The organism is Deltaproteobacteria bacterium, from assembly GCA_020848905.1.
GTDB lineage: Bacteria > Myxococcota_A > Polyangia.
In genome coordinates, this window is sequence record JADLHG010000073.1 from 1 (window position 1) to 26,444 (window position 26,444).

20 protein-coding genes are annotated in these 26,444 nt (G+C 70.0%); 14 read left to right on the forward strand and 6 right to left on the reverse strand.

The window, feature by feature from the left end:
- Positions 1–12 precede the first annotated feature (12 nt).
- Both IT371_29700 and IT371_29705 read right to left on the reverse strand, forming a co-directional pair.
- Complete coding sequence (locus tag IT371_29700) at positions 13–495, reverse strand: helix-turn-helix domain-containing protein (protein MCC6751865.1); 483 nt, start codon at positions 493–495, stop codon at positions 13–15.
- Positions 492–773, reverse strand: a complete 282-nt coding sequence (locus IT371_29705) for a DUF4258 domain-containing protein (GenBank protein MCC6751866.1) — start codon at positions 771–773, stop codon at positions 492–494. Before IT371_29705 ends, IT371_29700 begins: the two co-directional genes overlap by 4 nt.
- Positions 774–1,414: 641 nt before the next feature.
- Here IT371_29705 and IT371_29710 point away from each other — a divergent pair.
- Positions 1,415–2,002, forward strand: coding sequence for a hypothetical protein (locus IT371_29710; GenBank protein MCC6751867.1), 588 nt, complete (start codon positions 1,415–1,417; stop codon positions 2,000–2,002).
- A 1,892-nt stretch (positions 2,003–3,894) separates the two neighbouring features.
- On the opposite strand, the gene IT371_29715 is transcribed toward IT371_29710, so the two are convergent.
- Positions 3,895–4,377 (reverse strand): helix-turn-helix domain-containing protein, encoded by a 483-nt coding sequence (locus IT371_29715; GenBank protein MCC6751868.1) that lies wholly within the window; start codon positions 4,375–4,377, stop codon positions 3,895–3,897.
- A 641-nt stretch (positions 4,378–5,018) separates the two neighbouring features.
- On the opposite strand from IT371_29715, the gene IT371_29720 reads away from it, so the two are divergent.
- The 4 genes from IT371_29720 to IT371_29735 all read left to right on the forward strand — a co-directional run bounded on the left by IT371_29720 (position 5,019) and on the right by IT371_29735 (position 9,423).
- A complete protein-coding gene (locus IT371_29720) occupies positions 5,019–6,110 on the forward strand; it encodes a hypothetical protein (GenBank protein MCC6751869.1) in 1,092 nt (363 codons plus the stop codon).
- A gap of 488 nt (positions 6,111–6,598) precedes the next feature.
- Positions 6,599–7,441 carry a hypothetical protein gene (locus IT371_29725; GenBank protein ID MCC6751870.1) on the forward strand — a complete coding sequence of 281 codons (843 nt, stop codon included), beginning with the start codon at positions 6,599–6,601 and terminating at the stop codon, positions 7,439–7,441.
- A gap of 15 nt (positions 7,442–7,456) precedes the next feature.
- A complete protein-coding gene (locus tag IT371_29730; protein MCC6751871.1) occupies positions 7,457–8,911 on the forward strand; it encodes an amino acid permease in 1,455 nt (484 codons plus the stop codon).
- Entirely contained in the window at positions 8,908–9,423 is a 516-nt protein-coding gene (locus IT371_29735; GenBank protein ID MCC6751872.1) for a GNAT family N-acetyltransferase, read from the forward strand. The genes IT371_29730 and IT371_29735 overlap by 4 nt, the downstream gene beginning before the upstream one ends.
- Positions 9,424–9,439: 16 nt before the next feature.
- On the opposite strand, the gene IT371_29740 is transcribed toward IT371_29735, so the two are convergent.
- The gene (locus IT371_29740) at positions 9,440–9,829 is read right to left on the reverse strand and encodes a hypothetical protein (protein MCC6751873.1); all 390 of its coding nucleotides are present in this window, start codon (positions 9,827–9,829) and stop codon (positions 9,440–9,442) included.
- 163 nt (positions 9,830–9,992) lie between these two features.
- Here IT371_29740 and IT371_29745 point away from each other — a divergent pair, with 163 nt between their 5' ends.
- Positions 9,993–12,290, forward strand: coding sequence for a PAS domain S-box protein (locus IT371_29745; protein ID MCC6751874.1), 2,298 nt, complete (start codon positions 9,993–9,995; stop codon positions 12,288–12,290).
- A gap of 23 nt (positions 12,291–12,313) precedes the next feature.
- On the opposite strand, the gene IT371_29750 is transcribed toward IT371_29745, so the two are convergent.
- Both IT371_29750 and IT371_29755 read right to left on the reverse strand, forming a co-directional pair.
- The gene (locus tag IT371_29750) at positions 12,314–13,480 is read right to left on the reverse strand and encodes a heparin lyase I family protein (GenBank protein MCC6751875.1); all 1,167 of its coding nucleotides are present in this window, start codon (positions 13,478–13,480) and stop codon (positions 12,314–12,316) included.
- 91 nt (positions 13,481–13,571) lie between these two features.
- Positions 13,572–15,320, reverse strand: a complete 1,749-nt coding sequence (locus tag IT371_29755) for a DUF1565 domain-containing protein (GenBank protein MCC6751876.1) — start codon at positions 15,318–15,320, stop codon at positions 13,572–13,574.
- Positions 15,321–15,413: 93 nt separating this feature from the next.
- Here IT371_29755 and IT371_29760 point away from each other — a divergent pair, with 93 nt between their 5' ends.
- The 8 genes from IT371_29760 (at position 15,414) to IT371_29795 (ending at position 26,440) form a co-directional block, all read left to right on the forward strand.
- Positions 15,414–15,776: a cupin domain-containing protein gene (locus tag IT371_29760; protein ID MCC6751877.1), complete on the forward strand. Its 363-nt coding sequence runs from the start codon at positions 15,414–15,416 to the stop codon at positions 15,774–15,776.
- Positions 15,777–15,872: 96 nt separating this feature from the next.
- The gene (locus tag IT371_29765; protein MCC6751878.1) at positions 15,873–20,282 is read left to right on the forward strand and encodes a DEAD/DEAH box helicase; all 4,410 of its coding nucleotides are present in this window, start codon (positions 15,873–15,875) and stop codon (positions 20,280–20,282) included.
- Positions 20,283–20,328: 46 nt separating this feature from the next.
- Complete coding sequence (locus IT371_29770) at positions 20,329–21,018, forward strand: DUF1566 domain-containing protein (GenBank protein ID MCC6751879.1); 690 nt, start codon at positions 20,329–20,331, stop codon at positions 21,016–21,018.
- On the forward strand, positions 21,015–21,476 hold the full coding sequence (locus IT371_29775; GenBank protein MCC6751880.1) for a DUF1566 domain-containing protein: 462 nt from the start codon (positions 21,015–21,017) through the stop codon (positions 21,474–21,476). Before IT371_29770 ends, IT371_29775 begins: the two co-directional genes overlap by 4 nt.
- A gap of 199 nt (positions 21,477–21,675) precedes the next feature.
- Complete coding sequence (locus IT371_29780) at positions 21,676–23,175, forward strand: hypothetical protein (protein ID MCC6751881.1); 1,500 nt, start codon at positions 21,676–21,678, stop codon at positions 23,173–23,175.
- Positions 23,176–23,507: 332 nt separating this feature from the next.
- The gene (locus IT371_29785; protein MCC6751882.1) at positions 23,508–24,032 is read left to right on the forward strand and encodes a hypothetical protein; all 525 of its coding nucleotides are present in this window, start codon (positions 23,508–23,510) and stop codon (positions 24,030–24,032) included.
- Between the two features lie 60 nt (positions 24,033–24,092).
- On the forward strand, positions 24,093–25,652 hold the full coding sequence (locus IT371_29790) for an SLC13/DASS family transporter (protein MCC6751883.1): 1,560 nt from the start codon (positions 24,093–24,095) through the stop codon (positions 25,650–25,652).
- Positions 25,653–25,798: 146 nt separating this feature from the next.
- The gene (locus IT371_29795) at positions 25,799–26,440 is read left to right on the forward strand and encodes a hypothetical protein (GenBank protein ID MCC6751884.1); all 642 of its coding nucleotides are present in this window, start codon (positions 25,799–25,801) and stop codon (positions 26,438–26,440) included.
- Positions 26,441–26,444: the final 4 nt, after the last annotated feature.

Below are 26,444 nucleotides of genomic sequence, written 5' to 3' on the forward strand. Positions count from 1 at the left end.
GCGGCTACGGGATCAGGCCGCGCGGATCCGCCACTCGTGATCGAGCGCGGCGGAAAACTTCACCCCGCTGGGTCGCTCACCAAGCTCATCGGGGAGCGGGTATTCCTCCACAGGGTCGACCACAAGCGCCGAAAGCCTGAGAAGCCGTTCCGCCGTGGGCCCCATCGGCTTCGCCCCATTCTCCCACCGCGACACCGTTTCCGGCGTCACCCCAAAATGACGCGCAAAGTCCTGTCCCGACCATCCCAGGTGCTTTCGCAGGAACCGAATCTCACCCGGCGCGAGTTGGTGCGCCGACTTGGCGATCGTGGCAGCCAGCAGACGGTGAAGCCTCGCGAGCTTCGGGATCACCACGCTCGTCGCCCCGCAGTCCTCGCAGGTCCGAAGCTTCACGCCAATCAACTCCACGTTCGGGAGCTCGTCCCCGAGGTAGGCGTGCGTTCCGATCTTCTCCGAGACCGTGCCCCCGCATTCCGGACACTTCATCGCCCTCATTTCTTTCTCCAAGCCGTGACGACGGCCAGGTTCTCCTCGGACCACAGTTGCACGACCACGCAGATCTTCGGCGTGTGCACCCGGTATCGCCACGCTCCTCCCTCGAACTCGCCGGGATCCGGCCATCCGCCCCGGAGGACGTTCAGTACGTCGACCTGGGACAACCCGTCTTCGGCCATCTCCTTCAGCGCGTGGCCCCAAAACTCCACCTCGCCATCTTCGATGATCGAGCGGATGACGCGGTGTGCTTCCGCCTCCTTCAGCGGCTCATCGCGCATCACGGCACAGCTTGACTATAGATCAATTCTACGCGTCATTGATCATATGTCAAGTCGTGGGCTCCCCCTGTGGCAGCCCAACAACGCGTTGCAGCCGACCGGCCGGGCGGCTACGATAGAGGGGCTTTCGGGGGACTCAATGACACTCGCACCACCAAACGGCTCGCTTCTCCCCGCCCGCCCGGCGACGGAACGCGTAGCCGTTGGGCAGCCAGGGTTATGGGGTAACTAGGAGGCACAGGGGGGACACGATGTTCACGTCGGACGCAGTTCCTTGCGGTAGCTCGCCAGGGAAGCGCGTCATCTCCCTGGTGCTCGGATCTCCTTTCGGACCTGCGGTGTGGCCACACGGCAGGTGGCTCGTGCTTCTCCTCGCCGTTTCCGGCACTGCGTGCAGCGCCGCCTCCAGCTCTCCGAAGATCGACAGCGGCACCCCCTCTCCCGGAATAGACCGCGGCACCTCCTCTCCGGGGATGGACCGCGGCACCTCCTCTCCAGGAATGGACCGCGGCATCTCGTCGGCCGGATGCACCGATCTTGGCGGTCCCGACCTCGGCGAGTGTGTGGCCGATCCCGGCTCTCTCCGGGGATGCGTGGTGGGTACCGCCTGGGCCGAGTGCCCCGGCCAAGGATCCCCCGCCGTGTACTGCGGCCGGGAAGGGTGCAAGTGGCTCACCGACGGTAACCCGAGGGGTTCCTTCGCGGTGCCGCTGAGCTCGACCTGCGACTCCAGGGGCACGAGCTGCTGGCCCGAGGCGCCCCCCACCATGGCCTCGTTCATCTACGCCTGGGGCGACAAGCCCTGGTCCCGAACCCGCGCCCTGACGCTGCAGGTCACAATCGACGGCAACCTAGCGCCAGCTCCTGCCGCCATCGCCTGCACGGGCTGCACTGGGGCCTGTTCGGGCCCGTCCGGCCCGTGCTCTGGCACACCGCCCTTCGTGATCCGTCAGTTTCCCGGCCTCCTCGTCTACACCGCCACCCCGCAGGGCGCTCTCGCCGGCTGGGACCTCGTCCTCGAAGTGGATCTCGGCCTCGCGCCACCTCGCGCACGCGCTTGCCGCACGCACTTCTCCGATTCCCCAAGCTGCAGGGTCAAGGAGCCCGTCTGCGCCACCGAGGGCACCGTCACCCTGAACCAATCCCCCTGTCGCAGCCGCCTCGACGACCTCAAGGCGCGTTTCACCGCACGGTTCCCCGACGGCGTCATGCTGGAGGGCACCCTGTAGATGCCGAACCGCGCACTTCATCCCGTCCGTCTCCACGACCCCGACCGCGCACCGTTCATAGCGCCCCGCTCGGTGCCCCCTCATGGCACCCTCGCCACGCTACGCCTGACTGCGGCCTCCGGTCCCCACACGCTCGCCGCTTGTCCCTGTCGTACGGGCACGAGGCTGCCCAACAACGCGTTGCAGCCAACCAATCGGGCGGTTTCGTTAAGGGGGATTGGGGTGAACTTAGAAGATAAGACCATAAAGGCCATCTCGCTCCCCACCCGCCCGGCGGCTGAACGCGTGGCCGGCCATGGGGCCGAACGCTGCGGCGGTGTCGAGCGGAGGAACTGGGGCGCGATGACTGGGGGATGCCGGGATCGACCGGGTCTTGGGGTTAGCACACCACGATGCGCGACGCACCTCGGCGGAGGCGCTGGCTTCGCCTACGGCGCGCTTTCCGCTTCGTTGCACAACGTGGCTCTTTGCCTCTTCGCCTCTCTTGCGCTGTTGCTCGCCGGGACCGCCTCTGCCTGTACCGCTCGTTCAGCGGGCCCTGACGACGCCTCTCTCGCAGGTCACGATATCTCGGCACATGTCGGGGACAGCCGCGTCCATAAGCCCGACGCGCCTGCCCTTCGTTTGGACGGCGTTGCTTCTCCCGAGGACGGACTGGGCGCAGACCACGGCACCTCGAGCGACGCGAGCAGCGACGGCCGGCGCGAGGCGGGAAGCGACGGTCCTGCATCTTGTTTGGGACTCGGCGTCACGCTTTTCACCGTGAAAGTCCTCGAGACGGAGGTATGCGGAACTCCGTTCTGTGCGCCGGGCCAGACAGCGGCCATGACCAGAGTGCTCTCCACAACCAGGACGTGCCGCGGGAGTGGTTATGGGTTTAACGTCGGGACCGAGGTGCCTATCCGTATCCCGTCGACGATTTCGCTCGCGCCGGGGGATGTCGTGAACGTCGAGTGCCACGTCTGGTCCGTGTGCTCCGACGGGTGCGGGGGCACGCTTCCGTCCGTGAAGCCGCAGGGTCCGTGTTGGCATCTCGACTTCGGCTGTCGGATGCGATGCAACTACGAGCAACCGACAAAGGTCTGGAAGTGAGCCGCTGGCTAACACACGCATCTCGGTTGCGTCATTCCGGCCGGCGCCACGGACGGGGGCGCCAGGTGACCTGCCGTGACGGCGGCTTCGTGGAGGGAGTTCCGGCAACCGAAGGCGCCGGTGACGGATGCGGATCTACCTCGCCGTCGGTCAGGCCAATGGGCCCCTGTTGGCGGAACGATTTCGGGTGTCGCATCGCATGCGATTACGGACCAAGAACCAAGATCTGGAAGTAGGCCGGCGTCGGCCCAACAACGCGTTGCAGCCGACCGGTCGGGCGGTCTCGTTGAAGGGGAATTGGGGTGAGCTCAGAAACTAAGACCATAAAGAACTTCTTGCTCCCCCCCCGCCCGGTGGCCGAACGCGCAACCGTTAGGCCGCGCGTGATTCTCCCTGACATAGCGCCGACCGCCTGTCCAGGCTCCGTGCACCGCCGCGCAAGAGTGGCGATCACATGGAGCGGCACCCATCACCTCTCGGCCGCCGTCCAGCCCGGCGGGCGGCCCACCGACGAGGCCGCGGGCAGTGCTTTCCCGTCGGTCCCATCGGCGGGCGGCCAGCGAACCACCGAGGGCGACCGTGCCGTCCTCACCCTATCCGGTCACGAGGGCGTAGCCTCGCGGCTCTTCCTAACTCTCCACGGCGCCACCAACGCGACCGTCGCGCTGGGCTCCTCTGCCGCGATCCGCGTCACACGGATGCCGTTAACGCGCTCCTTCTTCCTCAGTTACGCTGCTACGTCGAGGATGGGGGGGAGGCCGATGAGGCCGGGGGACACCGAGACCAGTGCGACTGCGGGATCAGGTCGCGCGGATCCGCCACTCGTGATCGAGCGCTGCAGAAAACCTCACCCCGCTGGGTCTCTCACCAAGCTCATCGGGGAGCGGGTATTCCTCCACAGGGTCGACCACGAGCGCCGAAAGCCGGAGAAGTCGTTCCGCCGTGGGCCCCATGGGCTTCACCCCATTCTCCCATCGCGACACCGTTTCCGGCGTCACCCCAAAATGACGCGCGCAGTCCTGTCCCGACCATCCCAGGTGCTTTCGGAGGAACCGAATCTCCCCTGGAGCCAGTTGATGCGCCGACTTGGCGATCGTGACAGCCAGCAGCCGGTGCAGCTTCGCAAGCTTCGGGATCACCACGCTCGTCGCCCGGCAGTCCTCGCAGGTCCGAAGCTTCACGCCCCTCAACTCCAGGTTCGGGAGCTCATCCCCGAGGTAGGCGTGCGTTCCGATCTTCTCCGAGACCGCGCCCCCACATTCCGGACACTTCATCGCTCTCACCACTTTCTCCGAGCCGTGACGACGGCCAGGGAAGCAACGTCTACGTCGGCATGGCCCGCGATGCGGCCTAGACGCCCGAGCAAGGCAATCCGTCTCTCATTGCTCCTCGGCGCTCTATTGCTTTCCGCATGCCGCAGTGAACCCCGCCCGTGTGGAAGCACTCGGCAGCTACCCTGCCGCATCGACCACGAGAGACGCGTCGTGGCGTGCCCGGCGGGGACCGAGCTTCAGCCTGTCTGTTGTCCGAACGAGGAAGACGCTGACCCTTTCATCGAGGCGACGGCGATTCATCCCGCCACGCGTCAGTGCTACCGGCTCACCCCATGCGTCCCCCTGGCCGCGCTCGGTTGGGCCTCCTGCAACCGGCTTGACGCTCAGGGCGGTGACGGCAGTACCACTGCGGCTCGTGACGCACGCCCGCCGGATGCCGGTGCTCACGAAGACGCGACCAGGACAGATTGAACTCTCTCTGAGGGCGCGCCGCACCGCCACGGCCGGGAATCGCCGGCGCTCAGGCGTCCTTCGTGATCCGTGCATTCCGCCCACGGTTATAGATGGCTGCATGTACGACGGCAGTCCAAGAACGCGTTGCAGCCGACCGGTCGGGCGGGTACGATGAAGGGGCTTTGGGGGGATTCACGGTGAAATGCCCATTACGGCACTGCGCCACGCCGGTCTATCTGGCCGCCTTGCTGGCGTGCCAGCTGCTCAGCGTCCGCACGTCGGAAGCGTGCACGCCCTTCCCCGCGGTCGCTCCCTATGCTCTTCCCCGCCCGTCGTCCACCCCGATCTCCACCGCGACCTCGATCCACATTATCTCGGAGCAGCGGCCGGCCTGGGTCGAGGTCACCGCGGCCGGCTCCCTGGTCAAGACCGATGGGCTCGAGCTCCTCGGGAATGTCTATCTCAAGGGCAACACGGGAAGGGCCTGGCGGGTACTCGGGCTCGATGCCGCGAATCCGAACGGGTTGCTCCTCCCCAGCACGGAGTACGTGGTCTCCGGTATCATTGGCGGCACGCGCGTGGAACTGACGCGCTTCTCAACGGGCGCGGGGTACGACAAGAGGCCGGGCACGCCCCCCGTCCTGCGGTCGATCAAGCTGTGGCGCGTACACTATGCACGCCGCACATCGACCTGCGTCTCGGGTGACTATCAGGCCTTCATCGAGCTGGACTACCAACCGGCCGCGGTTCCGGATTCGCCGCCAGCGTCCGTGCTCTATACGCTCTGGTTGTCCCCGAAGACGGGGGGCCCGATGGAGCGGATATACTTTACCGGCGCTGACCTCTACGTCGGGGGCGGGCCACTCCCACCGGATAACGGCCCTCGCCACCCGAAGTGGCCGAGCGACCTGGACCCGACGCGCGAGTATTGCGCCATCATGAGCGCCGCGGGGATCGGCGACCTCTCTCGACAACCGCTCCAGAGCGACACCGCCTGCGCGCCGGTAACCCTCGTCGAGTCCACGGCCTCCCCGTCACCATCTGGCGGCCCTGCTCCCGACGCCGGTCTCGGCGGCGGAAGCGGAAACAGCGCCGGCTGCGCCGTCCCCGGGGGCGACGCTCGGTTTGGCCTGGGGTCTGCCGCGTACGTGTTTCTAGGCTTCCTGTGGCTCGTTCGGGGAGGACGCAGGGTCTTTCGCGGATCGCCAACCACGTCGGGCAGCACCGCTCCTTCGACGACGGTGTTCGCCCGGAAGCCAGCTTCTGAGGACGATCCCCGTCTTTCCTAGTGCAACCAGCCGCTTGCGGCGGCGCCAGGCGCCAGCCCGTCCTCGGGTTTCAACGAGGCGCCACCTGCGCAATGCTTTGCAATCCTACAAGCTTTGGTTGGCGCAGGGGTTGCTCATCTCGCCGAGCCGGAGGATCTCGACCTGGCAGCACGTCGAAGGCTTGGAGCGGCGGTTCTCATCGGTTGCGTGGCCGCGGCCCTCGGCGCGGCTCGATTCGGCGGCGGGCGGCCGTAAGTGGGTCACGCGCGCAGCGGCCCGCAGGCTGGCACCCGATACGCGCGGGGTGTGGAGAGAGGCCAAGTCGCGTCGGCAGCACAGCTGGCTCTACGACCGAGCGGTCGAAGCCGCCTTCCCCGACGGGCAGGGGGACCAGGAGCTCTTCTTCGATCGCTCGCTCCCCATGCTCCGCAAGCGCGCCCACTACGAGGCCTTCTCGCGCTTCAAGGTGCTCGAGCGCTTCCCCGCGCTCGTGGCGCTCGTGGCCGGGCGTGCGCATCAGCAAGGGGGGCTCGAGCCTCGAGGTCTTCGCCGACGCCGACCAGCTGCAGCTCGGCGCGGGCTACGGCGGCATGAGCTACGAGCGGGTCAGCATCTACGTCCGCCTCGGTGAGACGCTGTCCGAGCTCAAGCGGCAGGCCAAGCAGCACCCGGCGACCGCCACGCTGGTCAAGGTGGCGCGCAAGACCGCCGGGAACGACACCCGGGAGCTGCGCCAGCGGATGACGCCTTCGGGACCCACGGCCAAGGAGATCAACGACCGCTTCCAGCACGGCACCGACTGGTGGTTTTCGGTGCGACTCCTGCGGATCATGGACCAGGCGCTCAACGAAGGACGCGACGGTCAGGCCATCACCGAGCACTACACCCGCGCGAGGCGCGCGCATCGCGACCTGCTCGCGACCTGCTTCCGGCGTAAGGACCTCCTCGGCTTCTTCCGCTCCGTTGTCGCGTCGGTGCGCAAGGCGGGCCAGCCGATCTCCCTCGGGGACTACGACGACACGCTGAGCATCGCAAATCGCTACGTGGTCGAGGACGAGGACGGCCAGCCGCGGACCCTCGTCTCGGGTCGCGGGCCGCTCCTCATCCTTGAGGACCACGCCGGGGGTCGGGCGGTGGTGGTCCCGATCTCCGACCTCGACAAGGGCGCGGTCGACGCCTACCTCTTCGACGGAACGAGCTCTTGCGGCAAGCTGAAGCTCACCGCGAACGGCAAGCGCGACCGCATCCCCCGGGACTACCGCTTCCTCTACGGGCTGGCCTTCGACCGGGACTTCTTTCCTGGCGAGATCCGCCCTGGCGAGATCCGCGAGGTGCTCCGCGAGGCAAGGTAGTATGGTTTCCGGTCCATGAGGAGAACGCCCGAGCCCGCGGGGGTACGTTACGAGCACGTTGGGGAGGACTACCTGGCGCAGCGCACCCTGCGCAAAGGGGCGGGGTGGATCTTGCTCTGGGCGCTCGGGGTCGGCGCCACGATCTCCGGGGACTACTTCGGCTGGAACTACGGCCTCGCCGTGGGCGGCTTCTACGGTATGGCCGCCGCGACGCTGCTCGTGTCGGTCCTCTTCGTCTGCATGGTCTTCAGCATCGCCGAGCTGTCGGCGGCTCTGCCGCACGCCGGAGGTTTCTACTCCTTCACGCGCAGCGCCCTCGGTCCGACGGGCGGCTTCGTCTGCGGCGTGACCGACACGATCGAGTACGTGCTCAGCCCGGCGGTGATCGTGGACGGCATCGCCGGCTACCTGCACGCGCTCTGGCCGCTCGTGCCGGCTCACGTCTGGTGGGTGGGCGCCTACGCGCTCTTCGTGGCGATCAACGTGCGTGGGGTGGAGCTCACGCTCCAGGTGAGCCTCATCGTGACCACGCTCGCCGTGGCGGTGCTCCTCGCCTTCTTCGGGGGCGCGCTCCTGAGCGGCGCCTTCTCGACGGAGCTACTCTTCAACGTGGCACCTTCTGCGGGTCAGAGCGCGCGGGGCTTTCCGCACGGGCTCGTCGGCGTGCTCGCGGCGCTGCCCTACGCGACGTGGTTCTACCTCGGCATCGAGCAGCTACCGCTCGCCGCGGAGGAGACCTACGACGTGGTGCGCGACATGCCGCGGGCCTTGCGCCTGGGGCTCGCCACGCTGCTGGTGCTCGCGCTCGCGACGCTGGTGCTCAACACCGGCGTGGGTGGAGGGGCCGAGGCCATCGCGCGCAGCGACGCGCCGCTCGGGGAGGGCTTCAAGGCCGTCTTCGGCGCGGGCGCGACGACCTGGGTCTTGACTCTCACGGCGCTAGCGGGCCTCGTGGCGAGCTTCCACAGCCTCCTCTACGCGGCGGGGCGCGTCCTCTTCGCACTCTCTCGCGCAGGATACTTCCCGCGCGTCATCTCGCTCACCAACCGGCACAAGACCCCGCACGTGGCCCTGATCCTCTCGGGGGGCCTCGGACTCGGCTGCGTGATGCTTCTCGACCGCTTTCGTGGCGGCGCGGTCGGCGCGGCGCTGCTGAACATGGCCGTCTTCGGCGCGGTCATCTCCTACGTGCTCGTGCTGGTGAGCTTCATCAAGCTGCGGCTCGGGAGGCCCGCGTTGCCCCGCCCCTACCGCAGCCCGCTCGGCATCGCGGGCGCAGCGGTCGGAGTGCTGCTCGCACTGCTCGCCCTCGTCGCGACCTTCGCCAGCCCGAAGCTCCGTCCCGCGGTGCTCGGGGTCGCGGTCTTTCTCGCCCTGGCGCTCCTCTACTTCGCCCTCTACAGCCGCAAGCGCCTCGTCGCGCAGGCCCCCGAGGAGGCCGCGGCGCGGGGGGAGGAGGGCGGCGCATGAGTCGGCCCTTGGTCACGCTCCGATCAGCGCGCGTGGAGGACGCGGGGATTCTGGCGCAGGCGGAACGCCTGATCGCGGCGACGCCCGGATTTCTCGTCTCGCAGCCCTCCGAGCTCACGGACGAGCGCTTCGCGCAGAAGATCGCCGTCCTGAGCGGGGCCGACAACGGGCGCTACCTCGTGGCTGAGACCGAGGGGGAAATCGTCGGGCACGGAATGCTCGACCCGCTGCCGCTCGCTGCGGTGCGACACGTGGCCCACTTGACGTTGGTGGTCCATCCCGGGTGGCAGCGCAGAGGTATCGGGCGGTCCCTGCTCGCCGGCTTGATCGAATGGGCGAAGGCCGCCCCGGCCGTCGAGAAGATCGAACTCAATGTCCGGTCGTCCAATACGCCGGCCCAGGCGCTCTATCTCTCGATGGGGTTCACGGAGATGGGACGCTGGAGACGCCGCGTCAAGATCGCACCGGGTCACTACCTCGACGACGTGGCCATGGAGCTCTTCGTGAAGTGAGTCGCACGGAGGCGCCTCACTTCCTCAGCTCGAAGACGCGGATCACGCGTGCGTCCTCCCCGAAGCACCAGCGCTTCTTCTGAGACCGATACGTGAGCGCGACCGAGGAGACCCGACCGGTCCAGTTGCACTCCGCCACCTTGCTGGCCGGCTCCAGTCGATCGGGGTTGCCGAACTTCGCCACCACCGCAGCCAGCGAGGTGCCGGTCCAGGGTGTACTCTGCAGGCTGCCTGCCGTCGGAGCCGGCGCCGCCCTCCCCGCTGAGCCCGATCCCTTCGGCGAGACCGTCGCCTTCGCCGAATCGCCCTGAGCCAGGCCCGTCGCGGGCCAGAGGCTCGTGACTCCGAGGAGGAGGACCCTCAGCGCGACCCTCGCGCGAACCGAAAATTGCCGCGTTTCGACCATCTCATCCCTCCAGAGGACCGGACGAAACGATCGCCGATGGACCAGCCTGCCAGCAAGCGACTTCGCGACGGCGGAGTGCACGGGCCTGCCGACGCTCCGATCTGGTACCATCCACCTTTCGCGCAGGGGGAAACGGTTCTCGCGCCTTCGAGAGGAGCGACGGATGTCGACCTTCGCCGGACTGCACGATCCCCTGGCCCTGCTAGAGGAGGTCTTCGCGCGCGCCCCGATGGGGCTACAGGTCTACGGCGCGGACGGCACCTCCCTGCTCGTCAATCCGGCCTTCAACACGATCTTCGGCGCCGTACCTCCGCCTGGCTACAACGTCCTCCAGGACGAGAAGCTCGAACGCCGAACAGCCGAGTTCCTCCGACGCGTCTTCGCCGGGGAGTCACTTCTCCTGCCCGCAACCTGGTACGACCCGCTCCGCGCCGACTACGGAACGATGGAGAGCGGCGGGCTTTCCGCCGTGGAAACGGTAGGCTTCCCGCTTCTCGACGGTCAGGGGCAGGTTCGGCACGCCGTGATGCTCTTCACCGACGTGACGGAACGCCTGCGCAGCGAGAAGGCGCGCGGGGAGACCGAGCTGCGCTTCCGGCGCATCGTCGAGCTGGCCCACGAAGGCGTCTGGACCCTCGACGAGCAAGACCGCACGACCTTCGTGAATCCACGCATGGCCGAAATGCTCGGCTGGCCGCCCGAGGAGCTGCTCGGCCGCTCGCCGCTCGACTTTTTCGATGAGCCCTGGCGCAGCCGCGCCACCGGCGGCATCGCCCGCCAACGGCTCGGCCATCCCGGCCGCGCAGAGCTGCAAATGCGGCGGAGGGACGGCCGACCGCTCTGGGTGCTGCTCTCGGCCACCCCGCTCACCGACGAGGCGGGCGCGTATCACGGAAGTCTCGCCCTGCTGACCGACGTGACCGACCGAAAGCTCGCGGAAGAGGAGGTGGCGCGGTCCGAGCGCCGCTTCCGCGCGATCGTCGAGCACGGGGCGGACGTCATCACGCTTCACGACGCCGACGGCGCGCTGCTCTACGCGTCCCCCTCGGTGCGGCGGGTGCTCGGTTACGATCCTGAGGAGCTGCGGCACCTCGACCTTCTCGCACTGGTGCACCCCGACGACCGGGCGCGCGCGGAGCAGGAAGTGCCCTTCGTGGTCGCGCACCCCGCGACGCCACATCGCTCGCTCCTCCGCGTTCGCCACCGGGACGGCAGATGGCGCTCCATGGAGACCGTCACCGTCAACCTGCTGCACGACCCGGACGTGCGAGCGGTGGTCTCGAATCAGCAGGATGTCACCGAACGCGGGCACCTCGAGGAGCAGCTACGCCACGCGCAAAAGATGGACGCGGTGGGGAGGCTCGCCGGTGGTGTGGCGCACGACCTGAACAACGTCCTTTCGGTCATTCAGGGCTTCGGCGAGATGATCGAGCCGGAGCTCCCTAACGAGGAGGTCCGCGAGGACCTGCGGGAGATCCTCCGCGCCGCAGAGAGAGCGCGCACCCTCACACGTCAGCTCCTGGCCTTCGGCCGCCGACAGGTCCTCAATCCGGAGGTCCTGGACCTCAACGGCTGCGTGACGGGCCTCCAGCGCATGCTGGGCCGCGTGCTCGGCGAGCACATCGACATCCACCTGCGACTGCACCAGGTCCCCCTTCCGGCGAAGGCCGATGCCGGACAGCTGGAGCAGGTGATCCTGAACCTGGCCCTCAACGCGCGCGACGCGATGCCGACCGGGGGCCGCCTGACGATCGCGACCGGCGAGGCGCTGCTCGATCAGGAGTATGCCCGCCACCACGCGGACGTGCGGCCGGGCGAGTACGTCACGCTGACGGTCAGCGACGAGGGGTCGGGCATGGCTCCAGAGGTCCGGGAACGGATCTTCGAGCCCTTCTTCACGACCAAGGCCGCCGGGAAGGGGACCGGGCTGGGCCTCGCCACGGTCTTCGGTATCGTCACGCAGAGCGGCGGCCACATCGGCGTGCAGAGCGAGGTGGGAGCGGGGACGAGCTTCACGATCTTCTTGCCCAGGGCCTCCGCTCCCCCCGACGAGCGGGCGGAGCGCCCCGGCCCGCGTCCAGGGCCGCCGGGCCGGGAGACGGTGCTGGTGGTCGAGGACGACGAAGGGGTTCGGCGCTTCGTCATGCGGGCGCTGGGCCGCCACGGTTACCAGCTCCTGGAGGCCCCGGGAGGTCGGGAGGCGCTGGAGGTGCACGCGCGGCACTCGGGTTCCATCGACCTGCTCCTCACCGACGTCGTGATGCCGGCGATGAGCGGCCCGGAGCTGGCGCAAGCCCTCCGCGCTCGGCAGCCGGAGCTGCGGGTGCTCTTCATGTCGGGCTACGCCGACGGCGCGGTCTCCAGCCACGGCGCGCTGGTGGCAGGCACACACTTCATGGAGAAACCGCTCACCGTCGAGGAGCTGACGCGTCGCGTGCGCCGCGCGCTGGACGAGTCGTGAGGGCGACCGGACGCGGCGAGCCCCTACGGCCCGACGCGGGTCGTGCTGATCACGGCGTCGTCGATGAAGATCGTCGCGGGGCTCGGGTTCAGCCCGTCGGAGTAGCTCAGCACGGCCCACTCGTTCTCCGCGCCCCAGCTGTTGTAGGTGCTGTTCGCGTAGCTCGTGCGGACGTTCGTGAAGTCGAAGAGCTTCACCCCGTCCTGCCAGAGCGTGACCTGACCGTCGAACCCGCTCGACTGCCGCAGGAAGGCCTCGAGGTGCACCCACTTGCCGACGGGGAGCGAGGCCGTGGTCTGGTAGAAGTTCTTCGCACCCACGCTATCGCCCGACTTGGGGCCGGCGACGGTGGCGCCTCCGTAGCCCCACCCCGCGCGGAGTCGCACGCCCCCCTTGCCATCGGCGTCGGCGTAGAAGGCCCAGAGCGGATCGTCGCGCCCGCCGGTGGACCGGGACTTGAACTGGAACAGGTTCCAGAAGAGACCGCTTCCGTTCGGCGTCACGGCCGTCGGCAGGTAGAACCACGCGCTGTAGTAGAGCGCACGATTGGCGCGGGACTCGGCCCAGCGAAAGAAGCGCGCCCCGGCCGTGGGTGAACCGGGCGTGGTGATGGTCAAGGACAGCGCCCGGGTGCCGCCGTGCGCGACGGTGGTGACCACGGCCGCGCTCGCGTTGCCGGTCAAGACCTCCGCGCCGCCGTAGTTTCCCGTCGGGCCCGTGCTCGGCGCGTACCACTCGGACTTATCCCCTGTCTCGTGACGCGCGGCCCACAGGATCTGCCCCGCGGCGGCGTCGGGGAGCAGCACGCGCTGGTCGGGAGCCGGAGTCGCGCGGTCGGGAGCCGGACTCGCGCTGTCGGCGGGCGGTGTCCCACGATCGGCCACGGGCGCTCCCTGGTCGGCAGGAGGCACCGCACCGTCGAGGCGCGGCGCACCATCCGGAAGGGGTGCGAAGAGGTCCCCGGCCGCCGCGGCATCTCCCCGATCTGCTACCGCGCCGTCTGCCGGTCCGGAGGGCGCGTCTGACCGCCCGTCCCGCGCCCCGTCGGCTCCTCCTCCGCCGCCGTCCCGGATCACCGCCCCGTCGACGACCCGCGAATCAGGTCCCCCTTCCAGCGTGCCCGCGCACCCGCCTGGAGGCGCCGCCGCGAGGAGCAGGACGACTACTACGTGCCCATACTTCTGTCTCATGGCGGAGGCAGGTTAGCACAGGAGTCCGACGCCGGGAGCGCGTGAACGGCGCCCGGGGCGGCGGGCCGGGGGCCCGGACACGGGCCCTGAGTTACTTGAGCCGCGGTCCCGACGGCGGCCGCGGCCCCCCGTAGACGTCCGCCGGCCAAGGCAGGTTCCCGCTGCCGAACGACGGATCTTCGCCCCCGGGCGGCACCGCGTACACGGGCGAGGGCACGACGCGGAAATCCTGTTCCCCCGCCTGGTAGGCCCCCACGTCGGCCTTGGCGGCCACGACCGCGGAGGAGGCGAAGCCGACGGAGAGCACGATCGCACGCGCCCGACCCCGGGCCGCCGCCGCGCTGCCGAGCCGGAAGTCCTCGGGCGTAGTGCGCAAAAAGCCCGGCTCCGCGTTCGAGAGCCCATTCGGCTCGGCGTACCCGAGGCTGGTCTGCGAGATGTCGGCATCGAGCTCCGCGTCCACGAGCCTGGGCGCCGTGGAGATGGTCACCTTCTCGGTCCGGTAGGCATTGTTGTAGTGGAAGAGCTTGTGCACCTCGGCGGCCAGGAGGTCGACGCCGTAGCCGTTCACGCCAGGAGTGGACACGTCTATGCTGTTATTGAAGACATACGCCCCGTTCGTGGGAAAGGTGCTATTTAGCTCCACCTTGAAGGCCGAGTTGCGGCGGCCTTTCGAGGCCGCTTCGCCCGTGACGTCGGTGGTGAGAGTCTGGACGTTGGCGTAGCAGTATATCGGTCCGAGGTAGGCCGGAGCCAGCGACATCATGCGATGGGTGTTCACGAGCGTGTTATGGAAGAAGTGATTATTGAAGGCGTAGGTCTCGGGCTCGTACGGGTCGTCTACGATGCGCTCGAAGCGGTTGCGATAGATCCACACGTTCGCATCGTGATAGGAAGCGGTCCGAGATCCCTTGGACAGATAGATACCGTTGAACGCATCGTGGATGTGGTTGAAGCGCACGACGTGCATCCCGGCGCCGCCGAACGACACGAACGCGCCACCCTCCCACTTCGATCCTTTTAGTTGGGTCCAGGTCTGCTGGCCGTAGCTCTGGAAGAGCTCGCAGTACTCGACCAGCACGTGATGGGCCTTGTCCTTCACGAGCACACCCTGGCCGTGGAAGTCGAGCACCAGGCGGCGCAGGACCACGTAGCCGCTCGCGGCGATCGAGACGGAGGCCTTGCTGGAGTTCACGATCTTGAGCCGCTCGAAGGTGAGCCACGAGCTCCGGGCGATGCTGACGGCGGGCTTGTCCGACGAGGTCGCATACCCCGGGTCTCCGCCGTCGATCACCGGATAGGTGTTCGGGTCCCGACTGTCCCCGAGGACAGTGATGGGCCGCCCCTGCACCCCGTGCTTGCCGTCGAGGGAGAGGCGCTCGGCGTAGGTGCCTGGCCGCACGAGGACGAGGTCCCCGGCCGCCGCCAGCGCCAGGGCCTTGCCGATCGTGCGCAGGGGTGCCGCGGCTGTGCCGGGGTTGCTGTCCTTGCCGGCGAGCGCCACCACGTAGGTCTTGCCGGCGGGGGCCGGCGCGTCCGCTGCCACCGCCCCGTCGCTCGGCCCTCCCCCGTCGGAGCGCTTGCCGTCGGAAACGCGACCGTCGGCGAGGCCACCATCCCGAGCGGTCCCATCGGCCCCCGGGGGACCATCGAAACGCGCGCCGTCGCCCGGAAGCGCGCTCGATCCACTGTCGGGCGCAGGCCCCGGGGTCCCCGCACCGCAGGCCACGGCCGCCCCCACGAAGCTCACGAGGAACGCGGCCAGCCTCCACCGGCCCTCTGCCCACGTAGCAGGCCGGTCGCGTTCTGCCTCACCCCATACCAAGTCGTCGGATCTCATGAGTATCGACGCTACCACGTCGAGGGTCACCTTGGCCTATGGCCGCGGCCTCATACCGCTCCCACATTTATGAATTGGGGAAGGAGGTGGGTCATGGGGACTGCAGAGCAGAAGAGCCTCTTCAAGCCGGACGAGGTCCGTACCTTCGAGAAGGGCCGGATGGAGCTGGTCCGCATCGGCGGCGGCGTCGTAGGGCGGGCCGTGCTGGAGCCCGGCTGGCGCTGGTCGGAACACATCAAGCCCCTCGCGCACACGGAGTGGTGCGAGGCGCCGCACTTCCAGTATCACATCGCCGGGACGCTCCACGTGAAGATGGCGGACGGTACCGAGTTCGACGCCAAACCCGGACAGGTGACGTCGCTCCCGGCCGGACACGACGCCTGGGTCGTCGGCAACGAGCCGGTCATCCTCGTGGACTGGAGCGGGGCCACCCACTGGGCCGAGCACCCGCACTAGCCCAAGCGCCAGCCCGAGCCGCTGCGCTGCTCCGCGCCGCGTGGCGACGCACGCTCTCCCCCGTTCCACGAAGCTCCGGGGCATACTACGTCTCGCATGCCGCGCCGCCCCCGAGCCTCGTCCAATCCGCCGACGCATGAGCAGGCCCTGCCGGGCTTCGGCGAGGCCACGCGCCGCTGGTTCGCCGAGACGCTCGGCGCGCCCACTCGCGTGCAGGAGCTCGGCTGGCCCGTCCTCGCCCGAGGCGAGCACGCCCTGCTCGTCGCCCCCACCGGCACGGGCAAGACGCTCGCCGCGCTCCTCGCCTGCCTGGACCGGCTGATCCGCGCGCCCCGGCCCGCTCACCCGGGGGTCCGCGTCCTCTATCTCTCGCCGCTCAAGGCCCTGGCGGCCGACATGGAGCGCAACCTGCGCGCGCCCCTCGAGGGGATCCGGCGCCTGGCGACCCACGAGGGCCTGACCTGCCGCGACGTGGAGCTGGACGTGCGCACGGGTGACACGTCGGCCAGCGAGCGCCGGCGCCAGGCTCGCGCGCCCGGCGAGGTGCTCATCACCACGCCCGAGTCCCTCTTCCTCATCCTCGGCTCCGCCGCGCGCGAGACGCTGCGCACCGTCGAAACGGTGGTAGTGGACGAGATCCACGCGCTCGCCCCGTCGAAACGTGGCGTGCATCTCGCGCTCTCGCTCGAGCGACTGGCCTGCCTCACCGCCCGCGACCCGCAGCGCATCGGCCTGTCGGCCACCATGCGTCCCCTCGAACGCGTCGCGGCCTACCTCGGCGGGGACCGGCCCGTCACGGTCGTGGACGCCGCCGAACGCCCGCGCCTCGAGCTGGCGGTGCGCCTGCCGCAGGCCGAGCCCACGCCGCAAGCGGGCGTCTGGCCCATCCTGATCCCCGAGCTTCTGGCGGAGATCCGCGCGCACCGGAGCACGATCGTCTTCGTGAACAGCCGGCGCGTGGCCGAGCGGGTCGCGCGGGCCCTGAACGAGCTCGCCGGCGAGGAGCTCGTGCTCGCGCACCACGGGAGCCTGGCCCGCGAGCAGCGCCGCGTCGCGGAGGAGGCCCTGAAGACCGGCGCGCTCCGCGGCATGGTAGCCACGAGCTCGCTGGAGCTCGGGATCGACATGGGCGCCGTCGATCTGGTGATCCAGGTCGAGGCTCCCGCCGCCGTGACGCAGGCCCTGCAGCGCCTCGGTCGCGCGGGCCACTCCGTCGGCGAGACGAGTCGCGGGCTGGTCTTCGCCAAGAGCCCGGGGGACCTCCTGAACACCGCGGTCGTGGCGGAGCGCACCCTCAGCGGCGCCATCGAAGAGCTCCAGGTACCGGACCGCACCCTGGACGTGCTGGCGCAGCAGGTGGTGGGGATGGTGACGGTCGAGCCCTGGCGAGCGAGCGACCTCCTGCGGGTGGTCACGCGCGCCGCGAGCTTTCGCGGGCTCTCCCGCGACGCGCTGGACGCCGTGCTGGAGATGCTCGCCGGGCGCTATCCGTCGGACGCGTTCGCCGACCTGCGACCGCGCCTCGTCTGGGACCGGCGACGCGACGAGCTCACCGCTCGCCCCGGGGCGCGCACGATCAGCCTCGTGAACGCCGGGACGATCGTGGACCGCGGTCTGTACGCGGTGCGCCTCGGGGAGGGGGGCCCGCGCGTCGGCGAGCTGGACGAGGAGATGGTCTACGAGTCCCGCGTCGGCGAGGTCTTTCTCCTCGGCGCCTCGAGCTGGCGCATCGAGGCCATCCAGCGCGACGAGGTCATCGTGCGCCCCGCCCCCGGCGAGCCCGGGAAGATGCCCTTCTGGAAGGGCGAGGGACCGGGTCGCCCCGTCGAGCTCGGACGCGCCATCGGCGCCTTCGTCCGCGAGCTGGCCGCGCTGCCACCCGCGAAGGCGCGAGCCCGGCTCGTCGAGCGCCACCGCCTGGACCTGTCGGCTGCCGACCGCTTGCTCGCGTACCTGGCCGAGCAGAAGGAGGCCACGGGCACCCTGCCCACCGATCGCGCGATCACCGTGGAGCGCTTTCGCGACGAGCTCGGCGACTTCCGCCTCTGCATCCTCTCTCCCTTCGGGGCGCGCCTCCACGCGCCGTGGGCCCTGCTGCTCGAAGCCCGCCTGTCGCACCGTGCCGGCTTCTCGGTCGAGTCGGTCTACACGGACAACGGGATCGTCCTGCGCTTCTCGGGGGCCGAGCCCGAGGCGCTCCCCGGGGCGGACGACCTCGTCCTCTCTCCCGAGGAGGTGGAGCCGCTGCTCGTCGAACAGCTGCGACACGCGCCGCTCTTCGCCGCCCATTTTCGCGAGAACGCCGCCCGCTCGCTACTCCTCCCGCGCAGACGCGCCGGACAGCGGGCCCCTCTCTGGTCCCAGCGACAGCGCGCGCGGGAGCTGCTCGGCGTCGCGCTCAAGCATCCTCGCTTCCCGATCGTCCTCGAGACCTACCGCGAGTGCCTGAAGGAGGTCTTCGACCTGCCGGCCCTTCTCGAGCTCCTCGGCGCGATCCGCTCCCGGAAGGTGCGGCTCGAGGAGGTCGAGACGCGCACGCCCTCTCCCTTCGCCCGCGGCCTCGTCTTCGCCTTCGTGGCGGCTTACCTCTACGAGGGAGACGCTCCCGCGGCGGAGCGCAGGGCGCAGGCCTTGACCCTTGACCGCACGCTCCTGCGCGAGCTCCTCGGAGAGGAGGCGCTACGCGACCTGCTCGACGGCCAGGCGGTGGGCGAGGTGGAGGAGGAGCTCCAGCGTCTGAGCTCCGAGCGGCGCGCTCGTACCGCCGACGAGCTGCACGATCTGCTGCGACAGGTGGGAGATCTATCGCTCGCGGAGGTCGAGGCCCGTACGAGCGAAGACCCCCGCCCCTGGCTCGAGGACCTCCGGGTCGACGGCCGCGCCCTCGCGCTCCCTATTGGAGGGGACGCTCGCTTTGTGGCGGTGGAGGACGCCGCGCGCTATCGCGACGGGCTCGGCGTGACCCTGCCGGGCGAGCTTCCCGCCGCGCTCCTCGAACCCGTCCCCGAGGCGCTCGAGGGGCTCCTCCTACGCCAGGCGCGACGCCGCGGTCCCTTCCACGCCGCGACGCTCGCCGACCGCTACGCCCTCCCCGTCGCCGCGGTGGAGGCGCTCCTGCGCGCCCTCGTCGCCCGCGGGGAGCTTGTCCACGCCGAGCTGCTTCCGGGAGGCACCGCGCCGGAATGGTGTCACGTCGAGGTCCTGCCGCTGCTCCGCAGGCGATCGCTGGCGCGGCTCCGAAACGCGGTCGCGCCGGTCGGCCCCGAGGCGGTCGCGCGCTTCCTCCCGCGGTGGCAGGGGCTCGATAGTCCCGCCGGCGGCCTCCCCGCGCTGCGACGCGCGGTGACCCAGCTGGAAGGACTCGCCTTGCCCCTCTCGGAGCTCCTCGGCCGCGTCCTTCCGGCGCGCGTGGCTGGCTTTCGCCCGGCTCAGCTCGACGAGCTCGGGGCCGCGGGAGAGCTCGTCTGGGTGGGCGCCGGCGCCCTGGGACGGCGAGACGGTCGGGTCCGCCTCTTTCGCCGGGAGCGGGCCCGCGAGCTCCTCGAGCCGGCGGCGACGGAACTCCCGGCGGAATATAGAACGCCGATTCATGAACACATCCTCGTATTCCTCGCTTCCCACGGCGCCTCCTTCGCCGTGGCGCTGCGCCAGGCGCTCCCCGAGGTCCCCCCGGCCGAGCTCCACCAGGCGCTCTGGGAGCTCGTCTTCGCCGGCCTGGTAACGAATGACACCTTCGCCCCGCTCGCCGAACACCTCGGGACCATCCGCCGCGCTTCGGCTGCGCGACTGCGGCGAGGCGGCCGTCCCCGCCGTGCGCCGTCGGGCGTGCAGACCACCTCCGGGCGCTGGTCTACCGTGGCCTCGCTCGCCAGCCCGGAGACGCCGCCCACCGCGCGAGCTCTGGCCTGGACCGAGCTTCTGCTCGAGCGCTACGGCCTGGTCACGCCGGGCGTGGTCGCGGCCGAGGGGCTCGAGGGGGGCTTCGCGCGTCTCGCCCCGATCCTGCGCGAGCTCGAAGCGCACGGTCGCGTGCGACGCGGCTACTTCGTGGAGGGCGCAGGAGGGCTGCAGTACGCGCTGCCCGGCGCGATCGATGGCCTGCGCGAGGCGCGCGATGGCGGCGACGAAGAGCTGACCCTCCTCGGCACCTCGGACCCCGCGTGTCCCTACGGGAGCCTGCTGGCGTGGCCCGAGCTGCGGCGCCCCGAGCTCGCCGGCCCCGCTAGGCGAGCCGGTACGCAGCTCGTGCTCCTCGGAGGACGACCGGCGCTCGTGGTCTCGGGGAGCGGTCGTCGCGTCTCGACCTTTGCCGGCGAGGGCGAGGCGACGCTCCTCGCGGCCTTTCGCGACGGCCTCCGCACGGTGGCGCGCGAGCGACGAAGGCTTTCGATCCGGGTGGACGAGGTAGACGGCGAGCCCGCGCTGCTCTCGGCGCTGCGACCGCTCCTCGAGCGGGCCGGATTCAGGGGCGAGGCGCCGGGCCTGGTGCTCGAGCTGACGCGCTGACCGAGGAATCGTGGCATGCTCGCGCCGCTCTGATGATGGTGACCGGATGACGCGTAGACTCGTGCCGCCCCTCCTCGCCCTCGCGGCCTTCACCGCGCTCTCCGTCGCGGGTTGTGCCAAGGCCCCCTCCCCGACAGTTCCCGACACCGGCGCGCCTCCCGTCGACGCACGGACGCATGATGCCGCGGCGGACCAGCGCCTCGCCGACGCGGGAGCCGACGGCGGCAGGTGCGGCCTCGGAAGGCGGGCCTGCGCGGGGCTCTGCGTGGCGGAAGCCAGCGGCTGCACCTGCGCGGGAGGTGCGCGGCCGGCGCCTGCCGAGTGGATGGCCTGGGTGCCGAAACCCATCCCGACCCCAGCCACCTCCTACGCCACGACGGACGACGCCGTCGTGGACACCCATACCTGCCTGGTCTGGCAGCGCGCGGTGCCGGGCGGCACGTTCACACTCCAGCAGGCCAAGGACTACTGCGCCGGACTGCGCCTCGCCGGCCACGACGACTGGCGCGTGCCGACGACGGTCGAGCTCCTCTCCATCGTGGAGCGCGCCAACACGAACCCGGCCATCGACAGCACGGTCTTTCCGGAAACGCCCTCGACGGTCGATGACAACTGGAGCTGGAGCGCGACGCCGGTAGCGCGCGACGCCGGGTACGGGTGGATCGTGGGATTTCTCTACGGCGTGACCAGCCCGAACGATGTCAACCACCCGAGTCGTGTGAGGTGCGTGCGATGAAGAGGCGAGCTCGCCGCTCCGTCGCCGTGGTGCTCGGCGTCGTCGCGCTCGGCTGGCTCGCTAGAGACGGACGCACGGACGCGCCCCCGGGCCGCTACACGGTGACCGCCGAGACGGTGCACGACGGGGTGACCAAGCTCACCTGGCAGCGGCATCCGAGCGCCCAGCTCGTCGCCTGGAGCGACGCCGCGGCGGCCTGTGGAAAGCTGTCGACCGAGGGTACCGGGTGGCGAATGCCGTCGATCTCCGAGCTCGAGTCGCTCGTGGACCGGAGCCGTTACAACTGGGCGCTCGACCCCGCCGCCTTCCCCCGCCCCCAGAGTCCGCTCGAAGACCGCTTCTGGAGCGCGACGCCCTCCGCCGGCACGCCAGGCTCCGGCTGGCAGGTCGACTTCTACCACGGCAACAGCAACACCCAGAGCAAGGCCACGAAGCTCTACCTGCGCTGCGTCCGGTAGCGGCGAGGCAGCCGACCGCTGGGCGGCGGGCGCTCGAGCCCAGCACACCGTCACCGAGAATCGAACGCCCCGCGGCGGCTCCATTCACGGCCTGCGGGGGCCCGACCGATCTCCAACCGTCGCATCTTCGCGTACTTGTCCCGCCATGACCACTGGCCTGGCCGTTGCACTTTCCACCGTCGAGATGTGGAGGATCCCCGTGCCCCGCCGTCGCTCCCTGGCCAGTCTAGCGGCCGCCCTGCTCGCCCTCGCGTCCCTGCTCGCCCTCGGGTCCCCGCTCGGGCACGCCGCTCAGCCGACGGCCAACCGACCGGCCGTCAGCGCCCCGGGCCTGCGGGTGACCACGGTCGCCGGCCGCAAGTACTACGTGACCTACCGGGTCTGCTCGGCGAAGCGCGCGGCGGCCTACCAGGACACGAGCAAGGCCTCGCGCTGGGCCACCTCCAACCAGACCTGGCAGTTCGGTGACGGCTTCTACCTCTTCACCGAGCTCGCCTCGGCGAGGAAGTTCGTGGGCTGCGGCCTCGAGCAGGCGGCGGAATTCATGCTGCGCGCCCCGAGCACCGAGGTGTCGCTGCGCGACACGATCGTCGAGATCCTCCTGCCCAAGGACGAGGTGGACCGTCGCGGCATCCGGACCGTGGCGCCCCAGCTCTCGTGGGCGAGGCGGGGGAGCGCCGAGGCGAGCGCGCTGCAGGACGTGCGCAATGCGACGGGACTCATCTTCGGCGGGTGGCAGGAAGACCCGGACTACCCCGCGGCCTCGTTCGCGCCGCTCGTCGGGGCGCCGCAGCTCGTGGTCACCGACCGCAGTCCCGGCTCGGTGCTGAACCAGGCGCTGGTGCGGGTGCGCGAATCCTCGCGCCCCGGCCGCCGCGCGCCCTCCGTCGGGACCGCCCGCGCGACCGCCTTCACCTACGACGCCGTCAGCGGCGAGGTGCGTGGCCTGGCGGGCCCACAGGCGAGCGAGAGCCGGCGCGCCGGGCACGCCGAGCTGCACGCTCTCTTCGCGGCCCGGCAGCTCGACGGGACCGCGGTGCTGGGCTACCTCGCCCGCCACTTCCCGCAGGCGACGCAGGCGCTGGATCGCCGCTCGGGCACCTGGGAGGGCTACACGGTGCGCGAGCACACGGAGAAGGCCTTCGGCGTGCTCACCGAGCAACTGCCCCACGTCGATCTGACCGGCCTCGCCGCGCGCCACCCCGAGATCAACCCGCGCCGCGTCCTGGCCCTCGCCCTCGCCCTGCACGACGTGGGCAAGCCGCGCACGCTCGAGCAAGCGCGCTCGCTGCTCACCCAGATCGGACGCGGGCTCCTGAGCCGCACCGAGGCCGCGAAGCAGCTCGTGCCCCACGAGGAGCACAGCCTCGCCGCCATGACGCCGGTCCTCTGGCAGCTCGGCTGCAGCCCGGCGGAGATCAAGCTGGCCCGCTCGCTCGTGGAGAACCACACGCTCGGCCGGCTGGCCAAGGGGAGCCAGAGCTTCACCGGCGCGGTGCGCGAGCTCGAGGGCGCAGCCGCAGCAGCGGGGCTCGCCGCCGCCGACTACTACAAGCTCCAGCTCCTGTTCTACACGGCCGACGCGGGCTCGTACCCCGTGCTGCGCGCCGACCTTTTCGACCGCGCGGCCTCGGGCCGCCTGAGCCCCAAGGCCGTCCACTTCCAGATGATCGAGCTGCGCCTCGGCGACGGACGATGACGCGCCGCCGCCCGTCAGCGTGGGGATCGATGGTCGTCTTGCTCTCGCTCGCCTGCGGATGCACGAGCACGACCCCCGCCGGCGAGGGCAACGAAGGCGAGCCGTGCTTCGCCAACGGGACCTGCTACGCGCAGCTCGTCTGCAACGCGCAGAGCCTGTGCGAGCGCCGCGCGACGACCGACGCAGGAGGAGCGTCGAGGGACCAGGGTGGTGGAGCCGGTTGCCCTTGCGACCTCGTGGGCGCTTTGCGTTGCGCGGGCGAAGCAGCCCAGACCTGCGGGCGCGACCAACGTTGGCAAACCAGCCAAACCTGCGGCCCATCGACGACGTGCGTGCGCGGCAAGTGCGTCGAGGGCGGAAGCGGCTGTCCGTCGAGAGGCGAGTACGATGGCGTGGCGATCGTCGGGGAGATTCGGGATGCGGTCGCGGTGACCGGGTGCCGCCTCGGGGACGGAAAACCAGTGGCCTACACCGAGGATCGGGCCGAGGAGCATGCGCGCGAGGTCGTCATCAGCGCGCCGGGCTGCGCCAACCCCAGCGCCAGCCTGAACCTCTCCACGGTCTTTGGCCTCGACGTGAGCGCCAAGGTCTCTTCCACGACAACCGGGACGAGCCCGACCGTCGTGGTGCCACAGAACCGTTTCTGGACCGCGTACCGCCAGACGGTACGCCTGCACCGCTTCGCTACGCTCTGGAATGGCTCCCGCTACGTCGGCTACGCCTCTGTCACCGACTGGCGCTACGACAAGGTGATCGCCACCGGCAACCAATGCCCGGTACCTAGCCCGCTCCCGGCGAAGTGGTTGAGCACGGAGAAGCTCTGCCTATTAGCCAAGATGAACTGCACCTGCCCGTAAGCGCCCGCTCGACGCCCTCCTCGCCTCTCGCGTAGAGTGGCCGCGCGCGGAGGCGCCCCCATGTCCGACCGTAAGCGCTACCAGGATCTCTTCGAGGCGCGCGAGACTTTCTCGCCGGCCGAGATCCGCTTCGAATACGTTCGCCGCACCCTGGGCCTCTTCCTGGGTCCGCTCGCCTTCGCCCTCCTCGTGCTGCTCCCGCCCGCCAGCCTGCCGCTCCCCGCGGCGCGCCTGGCCGCGGTGCTGGCGTGGGTCCTCATCTGGTGGGCCACCGAGGCCGTGCCGCTGCCCATCACGGCGCTCCTCGGCCCGAGCCTCTGCGTCGTGACCGGCGTCGGCAAGGCCGCCGAGACCTTCGCTCCCTTCGGCGACCCGATCATCTTTCTCTTCCTCGGCAGCTTCATCCTGGCCGAGGCCATGTACGCCACACGCCTCGACCGACGCTTCGCCTTCGCCATCCTGGCCCGCCCGGCCGTCTCGGCCACCAGCACGCGCATCTTCGTCGTCTTCGGTCTCATCACCGCCGGCATGTCGGCCTGGCTCTCGAACACCGCGACCGCCGCCATGATGTACCCCATCGGGATGAGCATCCTCTCGGCCCTCTCGCAGCTCCTCTCGAGCGCCGAGGGGCGAACCGTGGACCTCTCGCGGCTGCGCTACGGCACGGCGCTGATGCTGGTGGTGGCCTACGGCGCCTCGATCGGCGGCATCGCGACGCCCGTCGGCACGCCGCCGAATCTCGTGGCCATCGGCCAGCTCGAGTCGCTCGCCGGCATCCGCATCTCGTTCTTCCAGTGGATGGTGATGGCCACACCGATCATGCTCGTCATGCTGGCCACGCTCCTCGTCTACCTGCGCCTCGCGCTCCCCCCAGAATCCGAGCAGATTCCCGGCAGCACGTCGCATGTGGCCGAAGAGCGCCGCGCCCTCGGCCCCTGGACCAGCGCGCAGCGCAACGTGCTCATCGCCTTCCTCGTCACGGTCGCGCTCTGGGTCTTGCCGGGGCTCCTGGCCCTCTTCCTCGGCACGGACGCGCCGCTCTACCGCACGACGCAGCGCTATCTGCCCGAGGGAGTCGTCGCGCTCCTCGGCGCGCTCCTGCTCTTCGTGCTGCCCGTGGACTGGCGGCAGCGGCAGTACACGATGACCTGGAACAACGCGGCCCGCATCGACTGGGGCACGCTGCTCCTCTTCGGCGGCGGACTCTCGCTCGGGGACGCGATGTTCAAGACGGGGCTCTCGAAGTACGTGGGCCAGGCCATCGTGGGGCTCACGCACGCCCGCTCTCCGGCGGCGCTCTCGTATCTTTTCGGAGCGACCGCCATGGCGCTGACCGAAACCACCTCCAACGTGGCGGCCACGACCATGGTCTGTCCGCTGGCCATCGCCGCGGCCAAGGCGGCGGGGATCAGCCCCGTGGCTCCGGCCGTCAGCTCGGCGCTGACCGCCAGCATGGCCTTTCTCCTCCCCGTCTCGACCGCCCCGAACGCGATCGTCTACGGCTCGGGCTGCGTCCCGATCACCGCCATGCTGCGGCACGGAGCGGTGCTGGACCTCGTCGGTCTGGTCATCATTCCGGGCGCGGTGCTCCTTCTCTCGCGCCTGCTCGGGCTGGCTTGAGAACCGCGCAGCAGGCCCCGCCCCGCCGGGGCGGCGAAGATTTCCTGCGACGCGCCTCCTGACGGCGGCCCCTCTTGACGGCGGCGCCGATTCTCTGCGAGACCCGCATGGGTCGGACCGCTGTTCCGAACCAGGAGGCCGTCCCCGTGAGATCCGCCGCAACCCTGTGCCTGCTCCTGCCGGTCGTGCTCGCCACCGGCTGCGCCTCGACGCACTTCCGCACGAACTTCCGCTCCACCGGCGAGTTCGACCTGGCGCGCGACCAGGCCATCACCGACCGCTTTCGCCAGGCAGCGCGAGATCCAAGCCCGGGGCCCGCCCACGTGCGCGTGCTCGTGGACTCGCTGCCGGTGGGGCTGACCTACAAGGACCACGTGCTCGGCGTGGCTTCGGGCTACGGTCACCAGATCCTGGGCAAGTTCGACCTCGCGCAGGCCAGTGGAGCCTTTCCCGACTACCGCACGCGCTGGCGCAAGTACCTCTGCTACCCGCAGATGCCGCTAGCCTGGGTGACGCTCGGGATGTGGGTGGTCTTCGTCCCGGCCTTCTATCCGTGCTTCGCCGGGGGCGCGGTGCAGAAGACCGAGATCGTGGACGCGGTGAAGAAGCTCGTCGGGGCGAGCGGAGGAGACGTGGCGATCATCACCTTCACCGGGGAGCGCAGCCTGGCCGAGGCGATGGGGGCCAAGGGCTTCGTGGTGCGCATCGACCCACGCTTCAAGGGGCAGCCGTTGCCCACCAAGCCCAATCCGCCCGCGGGGCGGCCTGCGGGCGGGCTCGAGATCTGAGGAG

Coding starts and splice junctions, on each gene's coding strand:
- IT371_29765 (MCC6751878.1), top strand. CDS start 15,873: ATGCCGCGCCGCCCCCGAGCCTCGTCCAATCCGCCGACGCATGAGCAG.
- IT371_29775 (MCC6751880.1), top strand. CDS start 21,015: ATGAAGAGGCGAGCTCGCCGCTCCGTCGCCGTGGTGCTCGGCGTCGTC.
- IT371_29705 (MCC6751866.1), bottom strand. CDS start 773: ATGCGCGATGAGCCGCTGAAGGAGGCGGAAGCACACCGCGTCATCCGC.
- IT371_29750 (MCC6751875.1), bottom strand. CDS start 13,480: ATGAGACAGAAGTATGGGCACGTAGTAGTCGTCCTGCTCCTCGCGGCG.
- IT371_29790 (MCC6751883.1), top strand. CDS start 24,093: ATGTCCGACCGTAAGCGCTACCAGGATCTCTTCGAGGCGCGCGAGACT.
- IT371_29770 (MCC6751879.1), top strand. CDS start 20,329: ATGACGCGTAGACTCGTGCCGCCCCTCCTCGCCCTCGCGGCCTTCACC.
- IT371_29700 (MCC6751865.1), bottom strand. CDS start 495: ATGAGGGCGATGAAGTGTCCGGAATGCGGGGGCACGGTCTCGGAGAAG.
- IT371_29730 (MCC6751871.1), top strand. CDS start 7,457: ATGAGGAGAACGCCCGAGCCCGCGGGGGTACGTTACGAGCACGTTGGG.
- IT371_29735 (MCC6751872.1), top strand. CDS start 8,908: ATGAGTCGGCCCTTGGTCACGCTCCGATCAGCGCGCGTGGAGGACGCG.
- IT371_29760 (MCC6751877.1), top strand. CDS start 15,414: ATGGGGACTGCAGAGCAGAAGAGCCTCTTCAAGCCGGACGAGGTCCGT.
- IT371_29755 (MCC6751876.1), bottom strand. CDS start 15,320: ATGAGATCCGACGACTTGGTATGGGGTGAGGCAGAACGCGACCGGCCT.
- IT371_29745 (MCC6751874.1), top strand. CDS start 9,993: ATGTCGACCTTCGCCGGACTGCACGATCCCCTGGCCCTGCTAGAGGAG.
- IT371_29740 (MCC6751873.1), bottom strand. CDS start 9,829: ATGGTCGAAACGCGGCAATTTTCGGTTCGCGCGAGGGTCGCGCTGAGG.